Raw genomic sequence first — 14,768 nt, forward strand, 5'->3', positions numbered from 1 at the left:
GCTTGCACGTCAGGCTACCGCCCCAGGTCCTCGAGGCGCAGAACCTGCCGTGGTCGAAACAGTCCGGTCGAAGCAGTGGGGTCGGGGCAATCGGATCAGCGCACTCGAGTCGACGCCGAGTGCGCGGCACCCAATCGTCGCACTGCCTCTGCCAGCACGGCCGGGGTCGATCCGGCGAAGCTCAACCGCAGCGAGTGACGGTACTGCGCATCCGAAGCGAACGCCGTGCCCGGCACGAAGGCAACTCCGTGATCGAGCGCCGCGTCGAGCAACTCGCCGGTGTCGGTTCCGTCCCGGAAGGTGGCCCAGGCGAACATGCCACCCTCGGGGCGCGAGACGGTGAGCCGATCACCGAACTCGGCGACGAGAGCATTCGTCAATGCCGTTGCGCGAGAGCCGTACTCGCGCCGCAGAACGACCACATGCGCATCGAGCCACGCGGTGTCGGCGAGCATGTCCGCTGCCATCAGCTGCGTCATCGAGGATCCACACAGATCCGCGCCCTGCTTGAGCAGTTCCACCGCCGCACAGACGCTGGGCGGGGCGACGAACCAGCCGACACGGAGCGTCGGAGCGAGGATCTTCGACGCACTGGAGAGTCGAATGACGCGATCGCTGTGGCACGCGATCGGCAGCGGCGGAACGCCGATATCGGATTCCGTTGTGTCGAAACATATCTCACCGTACGGGTCGTCCTCGATGACCCAGAACCCGTAACGATCCGCGAGCGCCGCGAGGTGGCGTCGACGCTGCTCGCTCATCGTGACTCCCCGCGGATTGTGGAAGTTCGCGACAGTGTGGACCACCGCGGGACGCAGTCCATCCGCCAGTCTGCGTTCGAGTTCGTCGGTGTCCATTCCGGTATCGGTGATGGAAATGGACTCGATGCGGGCTTCGGCGATCGAGAACACCTGCAGCGCACCGGTGTACGCGGGTTCGTCGACCACGACGACAGCACCGGGGTCGATCAGTGCCTGCGCGAGCAACGTCAGAGCCTGTTGCGAACCGTGAGTCACGATGACGGACTCGACCGGAACGAGCATTCCCCCGCGCGTGAGCGATTCCCTGGCTGCAACAACGCTACGCAGAGTGCGGTGGCCGGATGTCTCGCAGTACTGCACCGCGTCGGGGCGACGAAGCGCAGCCTCTGCTGCTGCGGCGATGCGGTCGATCGGTATCAGATCGGTGGCCGGTAGACCTCCGGCGAGGCTGATCACATCGTCGCGTGCAGTCAGAGCCAGGAGGTCACGGATGGCCGAGCTGGTGAGCGAGTCGGTGCGGGTGGCCAGGCCGGCGGGACGGTACGTAGTGGACATGAGAGAGGCTCCGGGGCAGCAGGAATGGGGAGACGGCCCGCGGATCCGCTGAGTCGAAGAAGGAGCGGACGGGTGTGTCCGCTCCTTCGACTGTCTCACGTGCTACCGAAATATGAAACGCATTTCTCACATCATGAGATCAGTCCAGATCGTCGTGCGCCATCAGCTGACGCGCGGCCTCGATGACCGAACCGGACAGCGACGGGTACACCGAGAACGTGTTCGCCAGGTCGTTGACCGAGAGGTTGTTCTGTACCGCCATCGCGATGGGCAGAATCAGCTCCGACGCACTCGGGGCGACCACGACGCCACCGATCACGACGCCGGTCGCCGGGCGGCAGAAGATCTTCACGAAACCACGCTTGAGCCCGCTCATCTTCGCTCGCGGATTCGTTGTCAACGGCAGCATCACCACGCGCGCCGGCACGTCACCGGCGTCGATCTTGGACTGCGCGACGCCGACCGACGCGATCTCCGGCCGCGTGAACACCGCCGAGGCCACGGTCTTGAGCTTGATCGGGCTGACGGCCTGTCCCAGTGCGTGATACATCGCAATGCGTCCCTGCATCGCCGCAACCGAGGCCAGCGGCAGCAGACCGGTGCAGTCACCGGCTGCATAGATACCGGCGACAGCGGTCCGCGAGACGCGATCCACCCGCAGGTATCCACCCTTGTCGAGTTCGATGCCCACCTTCTCGAGTCCGAGACCGGAGGTGTTGGGCACCGATCCGACGGTCATCAGGGCGTGGCTGCCCTCGACGGTGCGGCCGTCCGACAGCGTGACCAAGACGCCGTCGTCGGTGCGAACGACCGAATCGGCGCGGGCGTGCTTGACGAGGGTGACGCCGCGCTCGTTGAACGCGTCCTCGAGCACCAGAGCGGCGTCCTCGTCCTCGTGCGGAAGGACGCGGTCGCGGCTCGAGACGGCGGTGACCTTGACGCCCATCTCGGTGTAGGCCGAGACGAACTCGGCACCGGTCACACCGGATCCGACGACCACCAGGTGCTCGGGGAGGGACTCGAGATCGTAGAGCTGACGCCAGTTGAGGATGCGTTCGCCGTCGGGCTCGGCTCCCTTGACCACGCGGGGACGGGCACCGGTCGCGATGAGCACGACATCGGCGTCGAGGATGCGCTCTTCGCCGTCGGCGAGCACCGCCTTGATCTGGTGCGAGGCCATCCCGACGTGGGAGTCGATCATCTCGGCGCGTCCGGCCAGCAGCTCCACGCCGACGGAGGTGACGCGGTGGGCGATGTCGGAGGACTGCGCCTGCGCGAGGCTCTTCACACGGTCGTGAATCTTCGGCAGCGCGACGGCCGCCTGCGACGGATCGAGGGAGATACCGAGGTCGCTGGCTCGACGCATCTCGGTGCGAATGCCGGTCGAGGCGATGAACGTCTTCGACGGCACGCAGTCCCAGAGAACGCAGGCACCGCCGATACCGTCGGAATCGACGAGCGTCACCTCTCCGCCGTACTGTGCGGCAACCAACGCTGCTTCGTACCCTGCCGGACCACCACCGATGATCACAATCCGGGTCATTGATCCTCTTCTCGCATGCTCGAAATCTCTCGCTGTGTCGCGTCAACGGTATTCCAGAGGCCGCCCTCGCGCGTCGGTAGGGCTGGCTTGCCTTGCCCCGTAGGAGGGCGGACCTGCGGCGACGCACCGAAACACGACCACGAGGCGTCAGTGTGCACCGATACGGTTTAGGCTGGCCGACGTGCCAATTTATGCCGCCTACGGATCCAACATGCATCCGGAGCAGATGTTGCAGCGATGCCCTCACTCGCCCCTGTCGGGAACCGGGTGGCTGCACGGATGGCGGTTGACCTTCGGCGGTGGCGACATCGGTTGGGAAGGCGCGCTGGCCACGGTCGTGGAGGATCCCGACTCGCAGGTCTTCGTCGTGCTCTACGACGTGTCCGAGGAGGACGAGGAGAGCCTGGATCGCTGGGAGGGGTCGGAACTCGGTATTCACCGGAAGATCCGGCTGCGCATCGAGACCGGCCGGGAGCCGGTGCTCGCCTGGATGTACGTGCTCGACGCCTACGAGGGCGGCCTGCCGTCGGCACGCTACCTCGGCGTCATGGCCGAGGCAGCCGAAATCGCCGGTGCCCCAGCCGAATACGTGCGGGACCTACGAACCCGCAACAGCCGCAACGTCGGTCCCGGTACCGCCTCGTAGTTCGAGGGACGGATCAGAAGTAGTTCTTCATCACCGACGCCACCCAGGCCGGCTCGGTCACATCCGCACGTTCCGGAACCATGGACTGCAGGAACGGCTTGACATCGAACACCGGTGTGCCGTCGATCGCGTCGAGACCTCGGACTCGGATGCGCAGTCCGTCCACGTCGACGATCTCGCACCGCGACACCCCGAGATGATTGGGCCGGTCCTTGACCCGTTGAGCGAGGACTCCCACCCGAGGAAGCGTCGTGTCACCGCGGGGGTGCCGCGAACCGGTGGTGGTCGCGGCAGGATCGCACAGGTGGAAGCCGTAGACCACTTCGAGGTGGGAGAATTCCGCGAGACCGAGGGTCGAGTCGGCGTCGAGCACACTGTCGTGAAGGTCGAGGACGGATTCGACCGATCCCCAATTGTCGTCCATCACCTCGGCGCGTTCGGATCTGACGATCCCGATCGGCGACACATCGAACGCCATCTCGTCTCCTGCCTCTAGTTCGGATCCAGCGCGATTCCGGTCATCACCTTCACGCCCACGGCCAGTGCTCGTTCGTCGAGATCGAAGGTGGGCTGGTGGATGTCGAGTTGAGGCCCGGTGCCCGGCCACACACCGAGTCGAGCCATCGCGCCAGGCACTCGTTCGAGGTACCACGAGAAATCCTCGCCGCCGCCGGACTGCGCGGTATCGGCCAATGCGTCGGGTCCGACCCTTTCGATCGCCTTCTCGAACGTATGCGTGGACGCCGGATCGTTGACCACGGGAGGCACGCCGCGACGGTAGTGCAGCTCGAAGCGGACACCGGTCGGTGCGAGCAATCCGGTGACGATCTCGCGGACCAGCGGTTCGAGCAACGCCCAGGTCTCGTGGTCGCCGGTGCGGACGGTGCCGGTCAGCATGCCGGTCTGCGGTATGGCGTTGGGGGCCTGGCCCGCGACCACAGCTCCCCACACCATGACCGTGCTGGTCCGCGGGTCGACGCGCCTGCTCAACATTCCGGGCAGACCGGTGATGACGGTGCCCAGTGCGTAGATCAGATCGGTCGTCAGGTGCGGCCGCGACGTGTGACCGCCGGGCGAATCCAGCCGCAGCTCGACGGTGTCGGCCGCAGAGGTGATCGCACCGAGGCGCACGCCGACCTGCCCCACCTCGAGCCGCGGATCACAGTGCAGCGCAAAGATCTTGGTGACGCCGTCGAGCGCTCCCGCGGCCACCGCGTCGAGGGCACCGCCCGGCATGACCTCCTCGGCGGGCTGAAAGATCAGGCGCACCCCGTACTGCAGGTCCGGCAGTGACGCCAGCGCCAATCCGGTCGCGAGCAGCACCGTGGTGTGTGCGTCGTGCCCGCAGGCGTGCGACACCCCCGGCACGGTCGACGAGTACACCGCGCCGGTGTTCTCCTGCAGCGGCAGGGCGTCCATGTCCGCCCGCAACGCCACCCGCGGACCATCGGGCCCGATGTCGCAGATCAACCCCGTTCCACCGGGGAGCGGCTTGGGCGACAGACCCGCCGCCTCGAGATGCTCCATCACGAACGCGGTGGTGCCGAATTCGCGTCGAGCAAGTTCTGGGTTCGCGTGAATGTGCCGCCGCCACAGCGAGAGATCTGCCGTGTGCGCGTGAATCCACCGATCGATCGCGTCCTCGCGGGTACTCACGACTGCGCCGCCGAGCGAGCGGTCACGCCGTCGAGCAGACGGGCGCGGGTACCGGGATCGGCTGCGGCGCGCGCAGCAGTTCTGGCGAGACCGAGAGCTCCGTCGAGCAACGCTCGATCGGCCGACTCTGTGACACACGCGGCGGCGAACTCCGGCTGATGGGTCACCGCTCCTCCCGCATCGAGGCCGACGACGGGATGAATACCGGGTAGAACATTCGTCACGTTTCCCATGTCTGTGCTGCCCAACGGGCGAAATCCTTCCAAATCCGGAGCCAGGGGCGATCGGCCCAATGCTTCGATCTCCTGCCGAAAAGCCGCAGCCAGCCACGAATCCGGCGTCAACGCCGCATAGGTCGGCGACACCGTGCGGATCTCGTGAGTGCACCCGGTGGCGATCGCTCCTGCCTCGAAACACGCGTACGTCTTCGCCGTCAGAGCGTGCAGCGATTCGGTGGTGTTCGCGCGCAGGTAGTAGAGCAGCTCGGCATGGCCGGGCACGATGTTCGGTGCCACACCCCCGTCGCTGACGATGCCGTGGAGCTGCTGACCCGGCGACAGATGCTGGCGCAAGAGCCCGAGTGCCACCTGACTGATGGTCACCGCGTCGCCTGCGTTGATTCCCCACTCTGGAGCAGCCGACGCGTGCGCGGCACGGCCGGTGAACTTGACCGCGATGTCCGCCAGCGCCAGCGAGGTCGCACCCACGATGTCGAAGGGGCCGGGATGGACCATCAACGCCGCGCCGACGCCGTCGAACACTCCTCGCTCGAGCATCAAGACCTTGCCGCCGCCGGTCTCCTCGGCCGGGGTACCGAGCACTCGCACGGTGATCCCGAGCGCGTCGGCGACCGGAGCGAGCGCAAGCGCAGCACCCACAGCCGAGGCCGCGATGATGTTGTGCCCGCACGCATGACCGATCTCGGGCAGAGCGTCGTACTCCGCACAGATCCCGATCACCAGATCGCCGCTGCCGAACGACGCGGTGAACGCGGTGTCGATGCCTGCGACGGCCGTCTCGATCTCGAAATCGTGGGCCCGGAGCGTGTCGAGGATCTTGGCGACGCTGCGATGCTCGGCAAACGCCAGCTCCGGCTCCGCGTGGATCGAGTGCGAGAGCGCAACCACTTCGTCGGTGGCGTCGGCCAGGGCGCGGTCCATCGCCTCACCCACGTCGGCACTGTTCGATTCGTCGATCACGAGAGACAGTGTGTCACTAGCGCGACCGACTGTCGGAACAGCTGTGCCGAGTGACTACTTCCCGAAGCTGAAGTTGCTGTCGTCGGTCGCAGTGTTCAACGCGGCGAGCAGATCCACGTGCATGCGAGCCTTGATGCCGGCCAGGTTGGCACCCCGGGTGCTCGTCAGTGCGGCGGCCCTCGCGACCGCGTCGGACACCAGCGACTCCTCCACTGCCGTCGCCTCGACGATTCCGGCGGCCACGGCGTCGGCTCCGCCGTAGCGGCGACCGGTCGTCATCGCCTCGACGGCGGTCTGCTTGGGCAGCCGGGAGTTGATCAGAGCAGACATTCCGACGGTGAACGGCATGTTCAGGTTCACCTCGGGCAGGCAGTAGAAGCCGCGATCGACCCGTTGGATGCGGAAGTCGTGGGAGGTGGCGAACATCGCGCCCGCGCCGAAGGCGTGGCCCTGAACAGCAGCGACGGTGGCCATCGGAAAAGCGAGCAACCGGGTGTAGAGAGTGTGCACGCGGTCGAGATACCAGGTGATCTTGTCCAGGTTGGCGAACAGCCAGTCGGTGTCGAGGCCGTTGCTGTAGAACTTGCCCGCCGACGTGGTGACCAGCGCCGCCGGACCGGTCGAGGCCTCGACCTCGTCGAGCAACGCGTGGGTGGCGTCGATCCAGTCCGGGTGGAAACGGTTCTCGGGATTGTCCGCTCCGTCCTGGGCTCCGAGGAACAGGATGTGGACGTCACCGTCGCGTTCGAGATAAGGCATGCAGCGGATACTACCCAACAGTAACTTCCGCCGGTCGCACATCCGTTGCGTCGATCTCCTACTGTTGTTCATCGTGGCAACCACCGACGCACATGCGACCGACCCCGTGACCGATCCCGAGGGTGCCGCGCGCACCGCCGCCGACGCACTCGCCGCAGCAACCGGAGTCGACACCCACACCGTGGCCATCGTTCTCGGTTCCGGATGGCAGGCGGCAGCCGACGTCTTCGGCTCCCCCACCGCGACCGTGCGCATGGCCGACCTGCCCGGGTTCGCGCCACCGTCGGCGTCGGGCCACTCCGGCACCATCACCTCGGTGGACGTCGGCGGCACCCACACACTGCTGCTGCAGGGACGCACGCATGCCTACGAGGGGCACGACCTGCGACGCGTCGTGCATCCGGTGCGGACCGCGATCGCGGCAGGTGCCACGACCGTCGTGCTGACCAACGCTGCAGGCGGTATCCGAGACGGCATGAGCGTCGGACAGCCCGTGCTGATCTCGGACCACCTCAATCTGACGGCTCGTTCGCCCCTCGTCGGGGCGGAGTTCGTCGATCTGGTCGACGCGTACTCCCCCGAACTTCGGGCCCTTGCGGCCGACATCGATCCGTCGCTCGAGGACGGCGTCTATGCCGGCCTGCCCGGTCCGCACTACGAGACGCCCGCCGAGATCAGGATGCTGCGCACACTCGGTGCGGACCTGGTGGGGATGTCGACCGTGCACGAGACGATCGCCGCGCGAGCGAAAGGCGCACGCGTCCTGGGCATCTCGCTGGTGACCAATCTCGCCGCCGGAATGACCGGTGAGCACCTGAATCACACCGAAGTACTCGCTGCAGGCAAGGAGTCCGCTGCCCGCATGGGATCGCTGTTGCACGAGTTGGTCTCCCGCCTGTGACCGAGAATCTCACCGAGCGAGTACAACGATGGATCGCAGGCGATCCCGACCCCGCTGCTCGCGAAGAACTCGACGGCCTGCCCGAGGCCGAACTCGCCGACAGGTTCAGCGGACCCCTGACGTTCGGTACCGCAGGTCTTCGTGGCCCGGTGCGCGCGGGCCCGAACGGGATGAACGTGGCGGTGGTGACGAAAACCTCGGCCGGCATCGCAGCCTGGTTGATCGAGAACGGTCTGGGTGGGTCCACCGTCGTGGTCGGTCGCGACGCCAGGAACGGCTCCGAACAGTTCGCCTTCGCGGCCGCCGAAACCTTCTCCGCCCAGGGCTTTTCGGTGGTGATGCTGCCTCGGCCGCTCCCGACCCCCGTCGTCGCCTTCGCGGTGCGAGCACTCGATGCCGAGCTCGGCGTGCAGATCACCGCCTCGCACAATCCCGCTGCGGACAACGGATACAAGGTGTATCTCCGCGGCGGCTCGCAACTGATCCCGCCGAGCGACGCCCAGATCGAAGCGCTCATCGAGGCCACTCCCGACGCGATCGAGATTCCGCGCGCGATCGTGCAGCCCGGCGGCTCCGACATCGCTTCTCGGTATCTCGATTCCGTTGTAGCACTGCCACGTTCGAGAGGTCGCGACATCCGCATCGCATTGACTCCCCTACACGGCGTCGGCGGTGAACTTGCGATGGCAGCACTACGTGGTGCGGGGTTCCGCGACATCCGGGTGGTCGAGGAGCAGTTCGAGCCCGATCCTGCGTTTCCGACCGTCACGTTTCCCAACCCCGAGGAGCCAGGAGCAGCCGACGCCGTGCTCGCGCTGGCGGCGGAGATCGACGCCGATATCGCGATCGCCCTCGACCCCGACGCCGATCGTTGTGCGGTCGGGGTGCCGACGGACAGCGGGTGGCGCATGCTGACCGGCGACGAGACCGGGGCTCTGCTCGCGAACCATCTTCTCGCCGATGCGCCCGCCGACTCGTTGGTGGCCAACACGATCGTCTCGTCGCAACTGCTCTCGGCGCTCGCTCCGGCGCGCGGCGCTCGCTATGCCCGCACCCTGACCGGATTCAAATGGCTCGTCCGCGCGGGCGAGGGCCTGGTGTACGCCTACGAGGAGGCCATCGGGCACTGTGTGGATCCGAACGTGGTGCGCGACAAGGACGGTATCTCGGCCGCGGTGGTGCTCGCAGATCTGGCCGCCGGCCTGAAGCAGGATCGTCGCACCCTGCTCGACGTACTCGACGACCTCGCCGTCGAGTTCGGGGTTCACCTGGGCGCGCAGGTCTCGCGGCGGGTCGCGGACCTCGCCGACATCGGGAACATGATGCACCGGTTGCGCAGCGCACCGCCGACGGAACTGGCCGGCCGGACGGTCAGCGTCCTGGACTACGCCCAGCGCGACGACGAATTACGCACCGACGCAGTCGAGATCAGCGGGTCGGGGCTGCGGGTGATCGTGCGGCCGTCCGGCACCGAACCCAAGCTCAAGGCCTACCTCGAAGTGATCGAGCACGTCGACGCCCCCGAGGACCTGCCGAGAGCGCGGGCGGCGGCAGCCGAGATCCTGGCCGAACTGACCGACTTCGCCCAGCACCTCTAGGCGTCGACGACCCGAACGTCAGAACAGCGCCGACTGCACCGCAGGCAGATCGGACGTGAAGGCCCCGAGTTCGATTCGCCGACCCTTCAACGGCGCAAGATCCACGACGTAGGTCTCGTCGTCGACGGTCGCGATCACCGCCTGCCCGACGCATGTCCTGATCTCGAGTCCGTGGGAACCGGTTGCGACATCCGCGGGGTAGGCGACGCGGCTGACGTTCTCGCTCAACGCCTCCCGGCCTGCGGGCGGGACCCATGGTTCGTCGATCGGGGTGCAGCCGGCGACGCCGGCCTCGGTCAGCATGTCGCGGACCTGCTGGGCCCGGACGGCGACGGCGGCCTCGAGCCTGTCCACGTCGATCGGCAGACACAGCGAGGCGGCTTTCGCCGCGGACCGCACGGCCTGCCGTAGCCCCATCGATTCGGTCACGAGGTCCTCGGCCACCCGGACGGCCTTGCCGTCGTCGGCATGGGCGACGTACTGCGCGCAGATGGCACCCTGCTCGGCGAGCCGACCCCATTTCCGCGTGTCCGCCGCCGTCCCGATCTTGAAGGTGCCGTTGGCGAACGCCGCAAGGTACAGCCAATGCGGTTGCATCACATGCTTTTCCAGATCACGCGAGACGAATGCGCTGCGATGCACGGTGTGCACGAATCGAAAGCTGTCCTTGTCGGCGCACGTCGCGCACTGTCCCGACACGACGGCCCGCTCCCGACCGGGGCAGGGCACGTAGCGCGGCGGGCCGTCGGCCCGAAATGCCATGCGCCCGGTGCAGTACCGATCGGTCGAAGCACCCGGCGCACGGAAACCGAGCCTGCGGCCGACCAGTTCGTGGAACTCGATCTGCTCGGTATCGACGTCGAGCACCCGCAATCTCGGTCGCGGTGCAGGTGACGCCTCCGATGGCCAGGAGACGCCGAGAACCAATCGACCTGCGACAGAGGGAGTCAGCGCGGACCGAACTGACGATCGCCCGCGTCACCGAGGCCGGGAACGATGAAGGCGTTGTCGTTGAGGCCGTCGTCGATGCTCGCTGCCACCAGTCGCACCGGTAGTCCCGAGGCTTCGAGCGCGGCAACTCCTTCGGGAGCGGCCACGACGCAGATGGCGGTCACGTCCGCCGCACCGCGGCCGACGAGCAGTTCGATCGTGTGGACCATGGATCCGCCGGTGGCGAGCATCGGGTCCAGCACGTAGACGGGCGTCTGCGACAGGTCGTCGGGAAGGGATTCCATGTACGGGACGGGCTGGTGGGTTTCCTCGTCTCGGGCCATTCCGACGAAACCGACGCGGGACTGCGGGATGAGGCTGCTTGCCTTCTCGACCATGCCGAGGCCTGCGCGCAGAACCGGGACCAGCAACGGCGGTCGCGCCAGCCTGGTGCCCTCGGTGACCGCGACGGGCGTGCGTACCTCGAAGGTGTCGATCGCAGCGTCGCGAGTGGCCTCGTAGACCAGCATGTGAGTGAGCTGACGCAGAGCCGACCGGAACGTGGCATTGTCGCTGCGCTCGTCCCGCATCGTGGTGAGCAGGGCTGCGGCCAGTGGGTGATCGACCACGTGTGTTTCCATGCCGACAAGGATAGGACCTGGGCGGCAGGACGCGAACGGCAACTCGGGGGAACCGAATGGCACGTACCCGCGTCGAACCAGTTGGGCGTCGCACTCGGCGACCGTGAATCGATCGCATTCTCAGGGGGCACTGATGGCCGAGCTCGTCGTCGAAACCGAGGGGGTCCTCGCGTACGGTGCGGTGGCGTCGACCATGGCCGAGCAGATCGCCGCGGCAAGTGCTGCCGCCGCCGCGTGCGGCCCCGCGGTGCTGGCTCCGGTCTTCGGTCTGATCGGACAGGAGTTTCTCGGTGCGGTCACCGGCACCCATCTGGCGCACACCGACGCCGTCGTGCGCCTGGCGAGCACGGTGGCGAGCATCGGTTCCGCGGCCACCGCATCCGCGGTGTCGTACGCCCTCACCGATGCCGGCACCGGCGCAACCGTTGCGGCCTCGGCCGCTGATACCACCGCGGCCTCGGCCGCCGGTATCGCACAGGACGAGCGGTAAGCGCCGATGATCGATCTGCTGGCCCGTCCCATCGTCGATCTGCTCGGAGCCTTCGGGAACCGGGCGCTCCCCACCGGCGGTCCGGCCGACGTACTGCGCGTGTCCTCGGCAGCGATCGAGGCGGCGCACGGAATCGGCAGGGTCGCGATCACCGAGCTCGCGGCGAACTGGAACGGTGACGCCGCCGACGCGGCCATTCGGTACGCCGAGAACGCTCATACGAGCGCACTTGCCCTCGCCGACCACGCCGACGACATCGCTGCCGTGGTCGACCAGGCCTGCCGCGACACCAATCGAGGCTTTCTCGAACTGCAGTCGATCGTGCACTCGTTCGTGGGAATCGCACTGTCGGCCGGACCGATCATCGCCACCCCGCCGGGGCAGACCATGCTGATCACGGCGGCCATCGAACACCTCGAACGAGCGCTCGTGGTCGTGGCGCGCGTGCGGGGCGAGTTGGCCGTCCACACCGCGAAAGTCGGCGAACTGGCCGCTCCCCCGACAGTTCCCGGCCCCGTCGGCGGCGGACCGACATCGTCCCCCGGCTCACCCTCGAATCTCATGACCTCGCCCGCGACATCACAGGTGATCGAAGCAGGCGAGAAGCTGGCGAAGACGTTCGCGCAGTCCGTCTCCTCCCCTGCCGCCGGAGCCGAGTCACCGAGCAACGGCGGTGCCCACAACTACCTGGGCAATCCGGGCACCGATCCCTACCGAACCCCCGACAGCACCGGCCGGGGAGTCGAGATCCGGCTACCCGACGGCAGTACCGTCACCGCACCCAACGCCGAAGCCGCAGGTGCCGTCCGTAGCGCACTGACCCAACAGGGCGTGCCCTACGCGTGGGGCGGCACCACGCCGGGCAGCGGACTCGACTGCAGCGGATTGACCCAGTGGGCGTACGCACAGCAGGGCGTCGAGATCCCCCGTCTGGCACAGGAACAGGACATCGGCTCCGCCGTGGCACCGGGTGAGGTGATGCCCGGTGACCTCGCCGTCTGGGACGGACACGTGGCCATGGTGATCGGCAACGGTCAGCTCGTCGAGGCAGGTGACCCGGTGCAGGTGGGGCCGATCAGAACGACCAACAGCGGTATGGGCTTCAAGGGCTTCTACCGTCCGACCGAATGAAGGGCCGGCCAGTGACGGACTCGGACGTCACCGTCGTCAGCGCCGTATCGGGAACACGATCGGGATCGGTGACGGTGCGCGCCACCGAACACGGACTGCCGATCGGGATCGCGATCGACGAACGCGAACTGCGCTACGGCGGAGGCGCTTTGGCGTCGACAATTCTCGAGCACTGCGTACGGGCGACTGCGGACGCACGAGCTCAGCGGCGCACCCTCCTCGCCGAGGACGGCGTTCCCTCCGATGTTCTGAATCGTCTCGGTCTGCCCACCCGTGCCCGAGTCGCCGCCGAGGCGAACGAGCATCTCGCAGGGGACTCCGCACCCACGAGTTGGTTGAAGCAGGTATGACCCACGCCCACACCACCGAACTCGACGCTCTGGTCGGCAGCGCCCAGCACCGGCTGGATGCACTTCGCGAAACGCACGAGCGACTGGACCGCATCAGAATTCGACTCACCTCGCCGGACGATCTGGTGACCGTCGTCGTCGATGGGTCCGGCGCCCTGGTCGAACTCGAACTCGCCGAGAACCTCGGATCGGTTGCCGCTCATGCACTCGCGTCGACGATCACCGTCGTCGCTGCCGACGCTGCACGTGCGGCGCTCGAGCAGCGCGAAGCGATCCTGCAAAGTCTGCAGGGTTCGTTCACAGACTCCTGAGATAGGCTTCGCGCCATGGCTGGAGACATCATCCCGATCGAACTCGGTCTCACCGCCGGTGACTTCTCGACACTGTGGGCACCGGAGTGGCGAGAAGGCGACGACGAGTGGGAGGCATTCCTCGGACACGAGGAAGACCTGTACGGATTCTCGACCGTCGCAGAGCTCGCGGCATTCGTCAGGTCCGACGACGACAACGACCTCGTCGACCATCCGTCGTGGAAGGTGGTCTCCGCACTCGCCGCACACGAACTCGAGCCCGACGATCTGCACCGCTTCGATCTGGTGGCCGTGCCGGAGTTGGTGGCCTCCGATCCCGAAGCCGACGTTCTCGCCGAACTGCAGGCAACCTTCGACATCGTCTCCTCCATCGGCGATGTCTGCGAACTGCGACCGGTCACAAGCTTTTTCGGATCCAACCCTTTCGTCGGGGCAGTCGGCGGAGGCGTCGAGAACTTCCTCGGTCGCGAGGGCGGTGAACTGTGGGACCGCATCGGTGCAGCGGTCGCCAAGCACTGGGACGACGTGCTCGACGCGGTCGACTCCATCGTCACCTCCCCCGATGTCGACTCCGCTGCCGTTGCCGTCGCCGAAGCCGAGATCACCGCAGCCGCTGAGAACGCCGTCGACGCCGATGACGTCACGGACGACATCGACTCCGATTCGGACGACGACGAAGACGAAGACGATGACGACTCCGCCGAGGTGGATCGCGATCCGATCGCCGCAGCCGCGGCCGAAGATACGTTCTGGACCACTGTCGGAATCGACCCGATTCGCATCATCACCTCGGACGACACGCTCTACACTCTGCGGTGCTACCTCGGCGACAAGCCGGTGTTCCTCGGTCGCGGCGGTGCCATCAGCGTCTTCGGTTCCGAGCGTTCGTTGGCCCGTTACCTGGCCGACGATCACGATCACGATCTGGCACAGGTCAGCACCTACTCCGATGTTCAGACCGCAGCCATCGACGGCTCCCTCGACATCGAGATCACCGACGACAACGTGTACGTCCTGCCCGGCCTGGCCGACGATCTCGCCGAAGGGCCCACCGCAGTGGACGTCGAACAGTTGGATCTGGCCGTCGAATTGTTCACCGACGCAGCAGATTTCGCCGGTGACGCTTCCGTCGACGAAGCACTCGCCACGTCCACGCCACTGGGTTGGTACGTCTCGTATGCTCTCGAGCCCAGTCCCGACCGGCTCGCGCCGAGCGCACCGTTCGACGTCGAGGCCGAAGCGTGGCGCGCCCTCGAGCGCGAGTTCGAGAGTCGACTGCGCAAGAAGTAGCCGGCCC

General features: G+C 66.9%; 16 protein-coding genes. 8 read left to right on the forward strand and 8 right to left on the reverse strand.

Features of this window, described 5'->3' with window-relative positions; translation table 11 throughout:
* Nucleotides 1-95 precede the first annotated feature (95 nt).
* A complete protein-coding gene (locus QM615_RS04370; protein ID WP_283347079.1) occupies nt 96-1,316 on the reverse strand; it encodes an aminotransferase-like domain-containing protein in 1,221 nt (406 codons plus the stop codon).
* Nucleotides 1,317-1,455: 139 nt separating this feature from the next.
* A complete protein-coding gene (locus QM615_RS04375; protein WP_068051456.1) occupies nt 1,456-2,859 on the reverse strand; it encodes an NAD(P)H-quinone dehydrogenase in 1,404 nt (467 codons plus the stop codon).
* Nucleotides 2,860-3,040: 181 nt separating this feature from the next.
* Between QM615_RS04375 and QM615_RS04380 the strand changes: the two genes are divergently transcribed.
* Nucleotides 3,041-3,505: a gamma-glutamylcyclotransferase family protein gene (locus QM615_RS04380; protein WP_037188123.1), complete on the forward strand. Its 465-nt coding sequence runs from the start codon at nt 3,041-3,043 to the stop codon at nt 3,503-3,505.
* A gap of 13 nt (nt 3,506-3,518) precedes the next feature.
* Here the strand turns inward: QM615_RS04380 and QM615_RS04385 are convergent, their stop codons facing one another.
* From QM615_RS04385 to QM615_RS04400, 4 genes are all read right to left on the reverse strand, one after another.
* On the reverse strand, nt 3,519-3,983 hold the full coding sequence (locus QM615_RS04385; protein ID WP_283347080.1) for an SAM-dependent methyltransferase: 465 nt from the start codon (nt 3,981-3,983) through the stop codon (nt 3,519-3,521).
* A 14-nt stretch (nt 3,984-3,997) separates the two neighbouring features.
* The gene (locus QM615_RS04390) at nt 3,998-5,161 is read right to left on the reverse strand and encodes a M20 family metallopeptidase (protein WP_094639006.1); all 1,164 of its coding nucleotides are present in this window, start codon (nt 5,159-5,161) and stop codon (nt 3,998-4,000) included.
* Entirely contained in the window at nt 5,158-6,321 is a 1,164-nt protein-coding gene (locus tag QM615_RS04395; protein WP_094686492.1) for a M20 family metallopeptidase, read from the reverse strand. The genes QM615_RS04390 and QM615_RS04395 overlap by 4 nt, the downstream gene beginning before the upstream one ends.
* 93 nt (nt 6,322-6,414) lie before the next feature.
* Nucleotides 6,415-7,119, reverse strand: a complete 705-nt coding sequence (locus QM615_RS04400; protein ID WP_283347081.1) for an enoyl-CoA hydratase/isomerase family protein — start codon at nt 7,117-7,119, stop codon at nt 6,415-6,417.
* On the opposite strand from QM615_RS04400, the gene QM615_RS04405 reads away from it, so the two are divergent.
* Entirely contained in the window at nt 7,118-8,020 is a 903-nt protein-coding gene (locus QM615_RS04405) for a purine-nucleoside phosphorylase (protein WP_373454880.1), read from the forward strand. The genes QM615_RS04400 and QM615_RS04405 overlap by 2 nt on opposite strands.
* Nucleotides 8,017-9,618 (forward strand): phospho-sugar mutase, encoded by a 1,602-nt coding sequence (locus QM615_RS04410; protein ID WP_283347082.1) that lies wholly within the window; start codon nt 8,017-8,019, stop codon nt 9,616-9,618. The genes QM615_RS04405 and QM615_RS04410 overlap by 4 nt, the downstream gene beginning before the upstream one ends.
* A gap of 18 nt (nt 9,619-9,636) precedes the next feature.
* On the opposite strand, the gene QM615_RS04415 is transcribed toward QM615_RS04410, so the two are convergent.
* Together QM615_RS04415 and upp are read right to left on the reverse strand one after the other, a co-directional pair.
* Nucleotides 9,637-10,485, reverse strand: coding sequence for a DUF2797 domain-containing protein (locus QM615_RS04415; protein ID WP_283347083.1), 849 nt, complete (start codon nt 10,483-10,485; stop codon nt 9,637-9,639).
* An 80-nt stretch (nt 10,486-10,565) separates the two neighbouring features.
* Entirely contained in the window at nt 10,566-11,189 is a 624-nt protein-coding gene (upp, locus tag QM615_RS04420; RefSeq protein ID WP_037188128.1) for a uracil phosphoribosyltransferase, read from the reverse strand.
* Between the two features lie 133 nt (nt 11,190-11,322).
* On the opposite strand from upp, the gene QM615_RS04425 reads away from it, so the two are divergent.
* Genes QM615_RS04425 through QM615_RS04445 form a run of 5 tightly spaced genes read left to right on the forward strand, consistent with a single transcriptional unit; the run spans nt 11,323 to nt 14,761 of the window.
* Nucleotides 11,323-11,679, forward strand: a complete 357-nt coding sequence (locus tag QM615_RS04425; RefSeq protein WP_141215329.1) for a type VII secretion target — start codon at nt 11,323-11,325, stop codon at nt 11,677-11,679.
* Between the two features lie 6 nt (nt 11,680-11,685).
* On the forward strand, nt 11,686-12,810 hold the full coding sequence (locus tag QM615_RS04430) for an NlpC/P60 family protein (RefSeq protein WP_283347084.1): 1,125 nt from the start codon (nt 11,686-11,688) through the stop codon (nt 12,808-12,810).
* Complete coding sequence (locus tag QM615_RS04435) at nt 12,807-13,160, forward strand: hypothetical protein (RefSeq protein ID WP_283347085.1); 354 nt, start codon at nt 12,807-12,809, stop codon at nt 13,158-13,160. Before QM615_RS04430 ends, QM615_RS04435 begins: the two co-directional genes overlap by 4 nt.
* Complete coding sequence (locus QM615_RS04440) at nt 13,157-13,471, forward strand: YbaB/EbfC family nucleoid-associated protein (protein ID WP_283347086.1); 315 nt, start codon at nt 13,157-13,159, stop codon at nt 13,469-13,471. Before QM615_RS04435 ends, QM615_RS04440 begins: the two co-directional genes overlap by 4 nt.
* 15 nt (nt 13,472-13,486) lie before the next feature.
* The gene (locus tag QM615_RS04445) at nt 13,487-14,761 is read left to right on the forward strand and encodes a SatS C-terminal domain-containing protein (RefSeq protein ID WP_283347087.1); all 1,275 of its coding nucleotides are present in this window, start codon (nt 13,487-13,489) and stop codon (nt 14,759-14,761) included.
* The last annotated feature ends 7 nt before the right edge of the window (nt 14,762-14,768 follow it).

The sequence above is a fragment of the Rhodococcus sp. IEGM 1341 genome (genome assembly GCF_030056895.1).
In the GTDB taxonomy this organism is placed as follows: Bacteria; Actinomycetota; Actinomycetes; order Mycobacteriales; family Mycobacteriaceae; genus Rhodococcoides.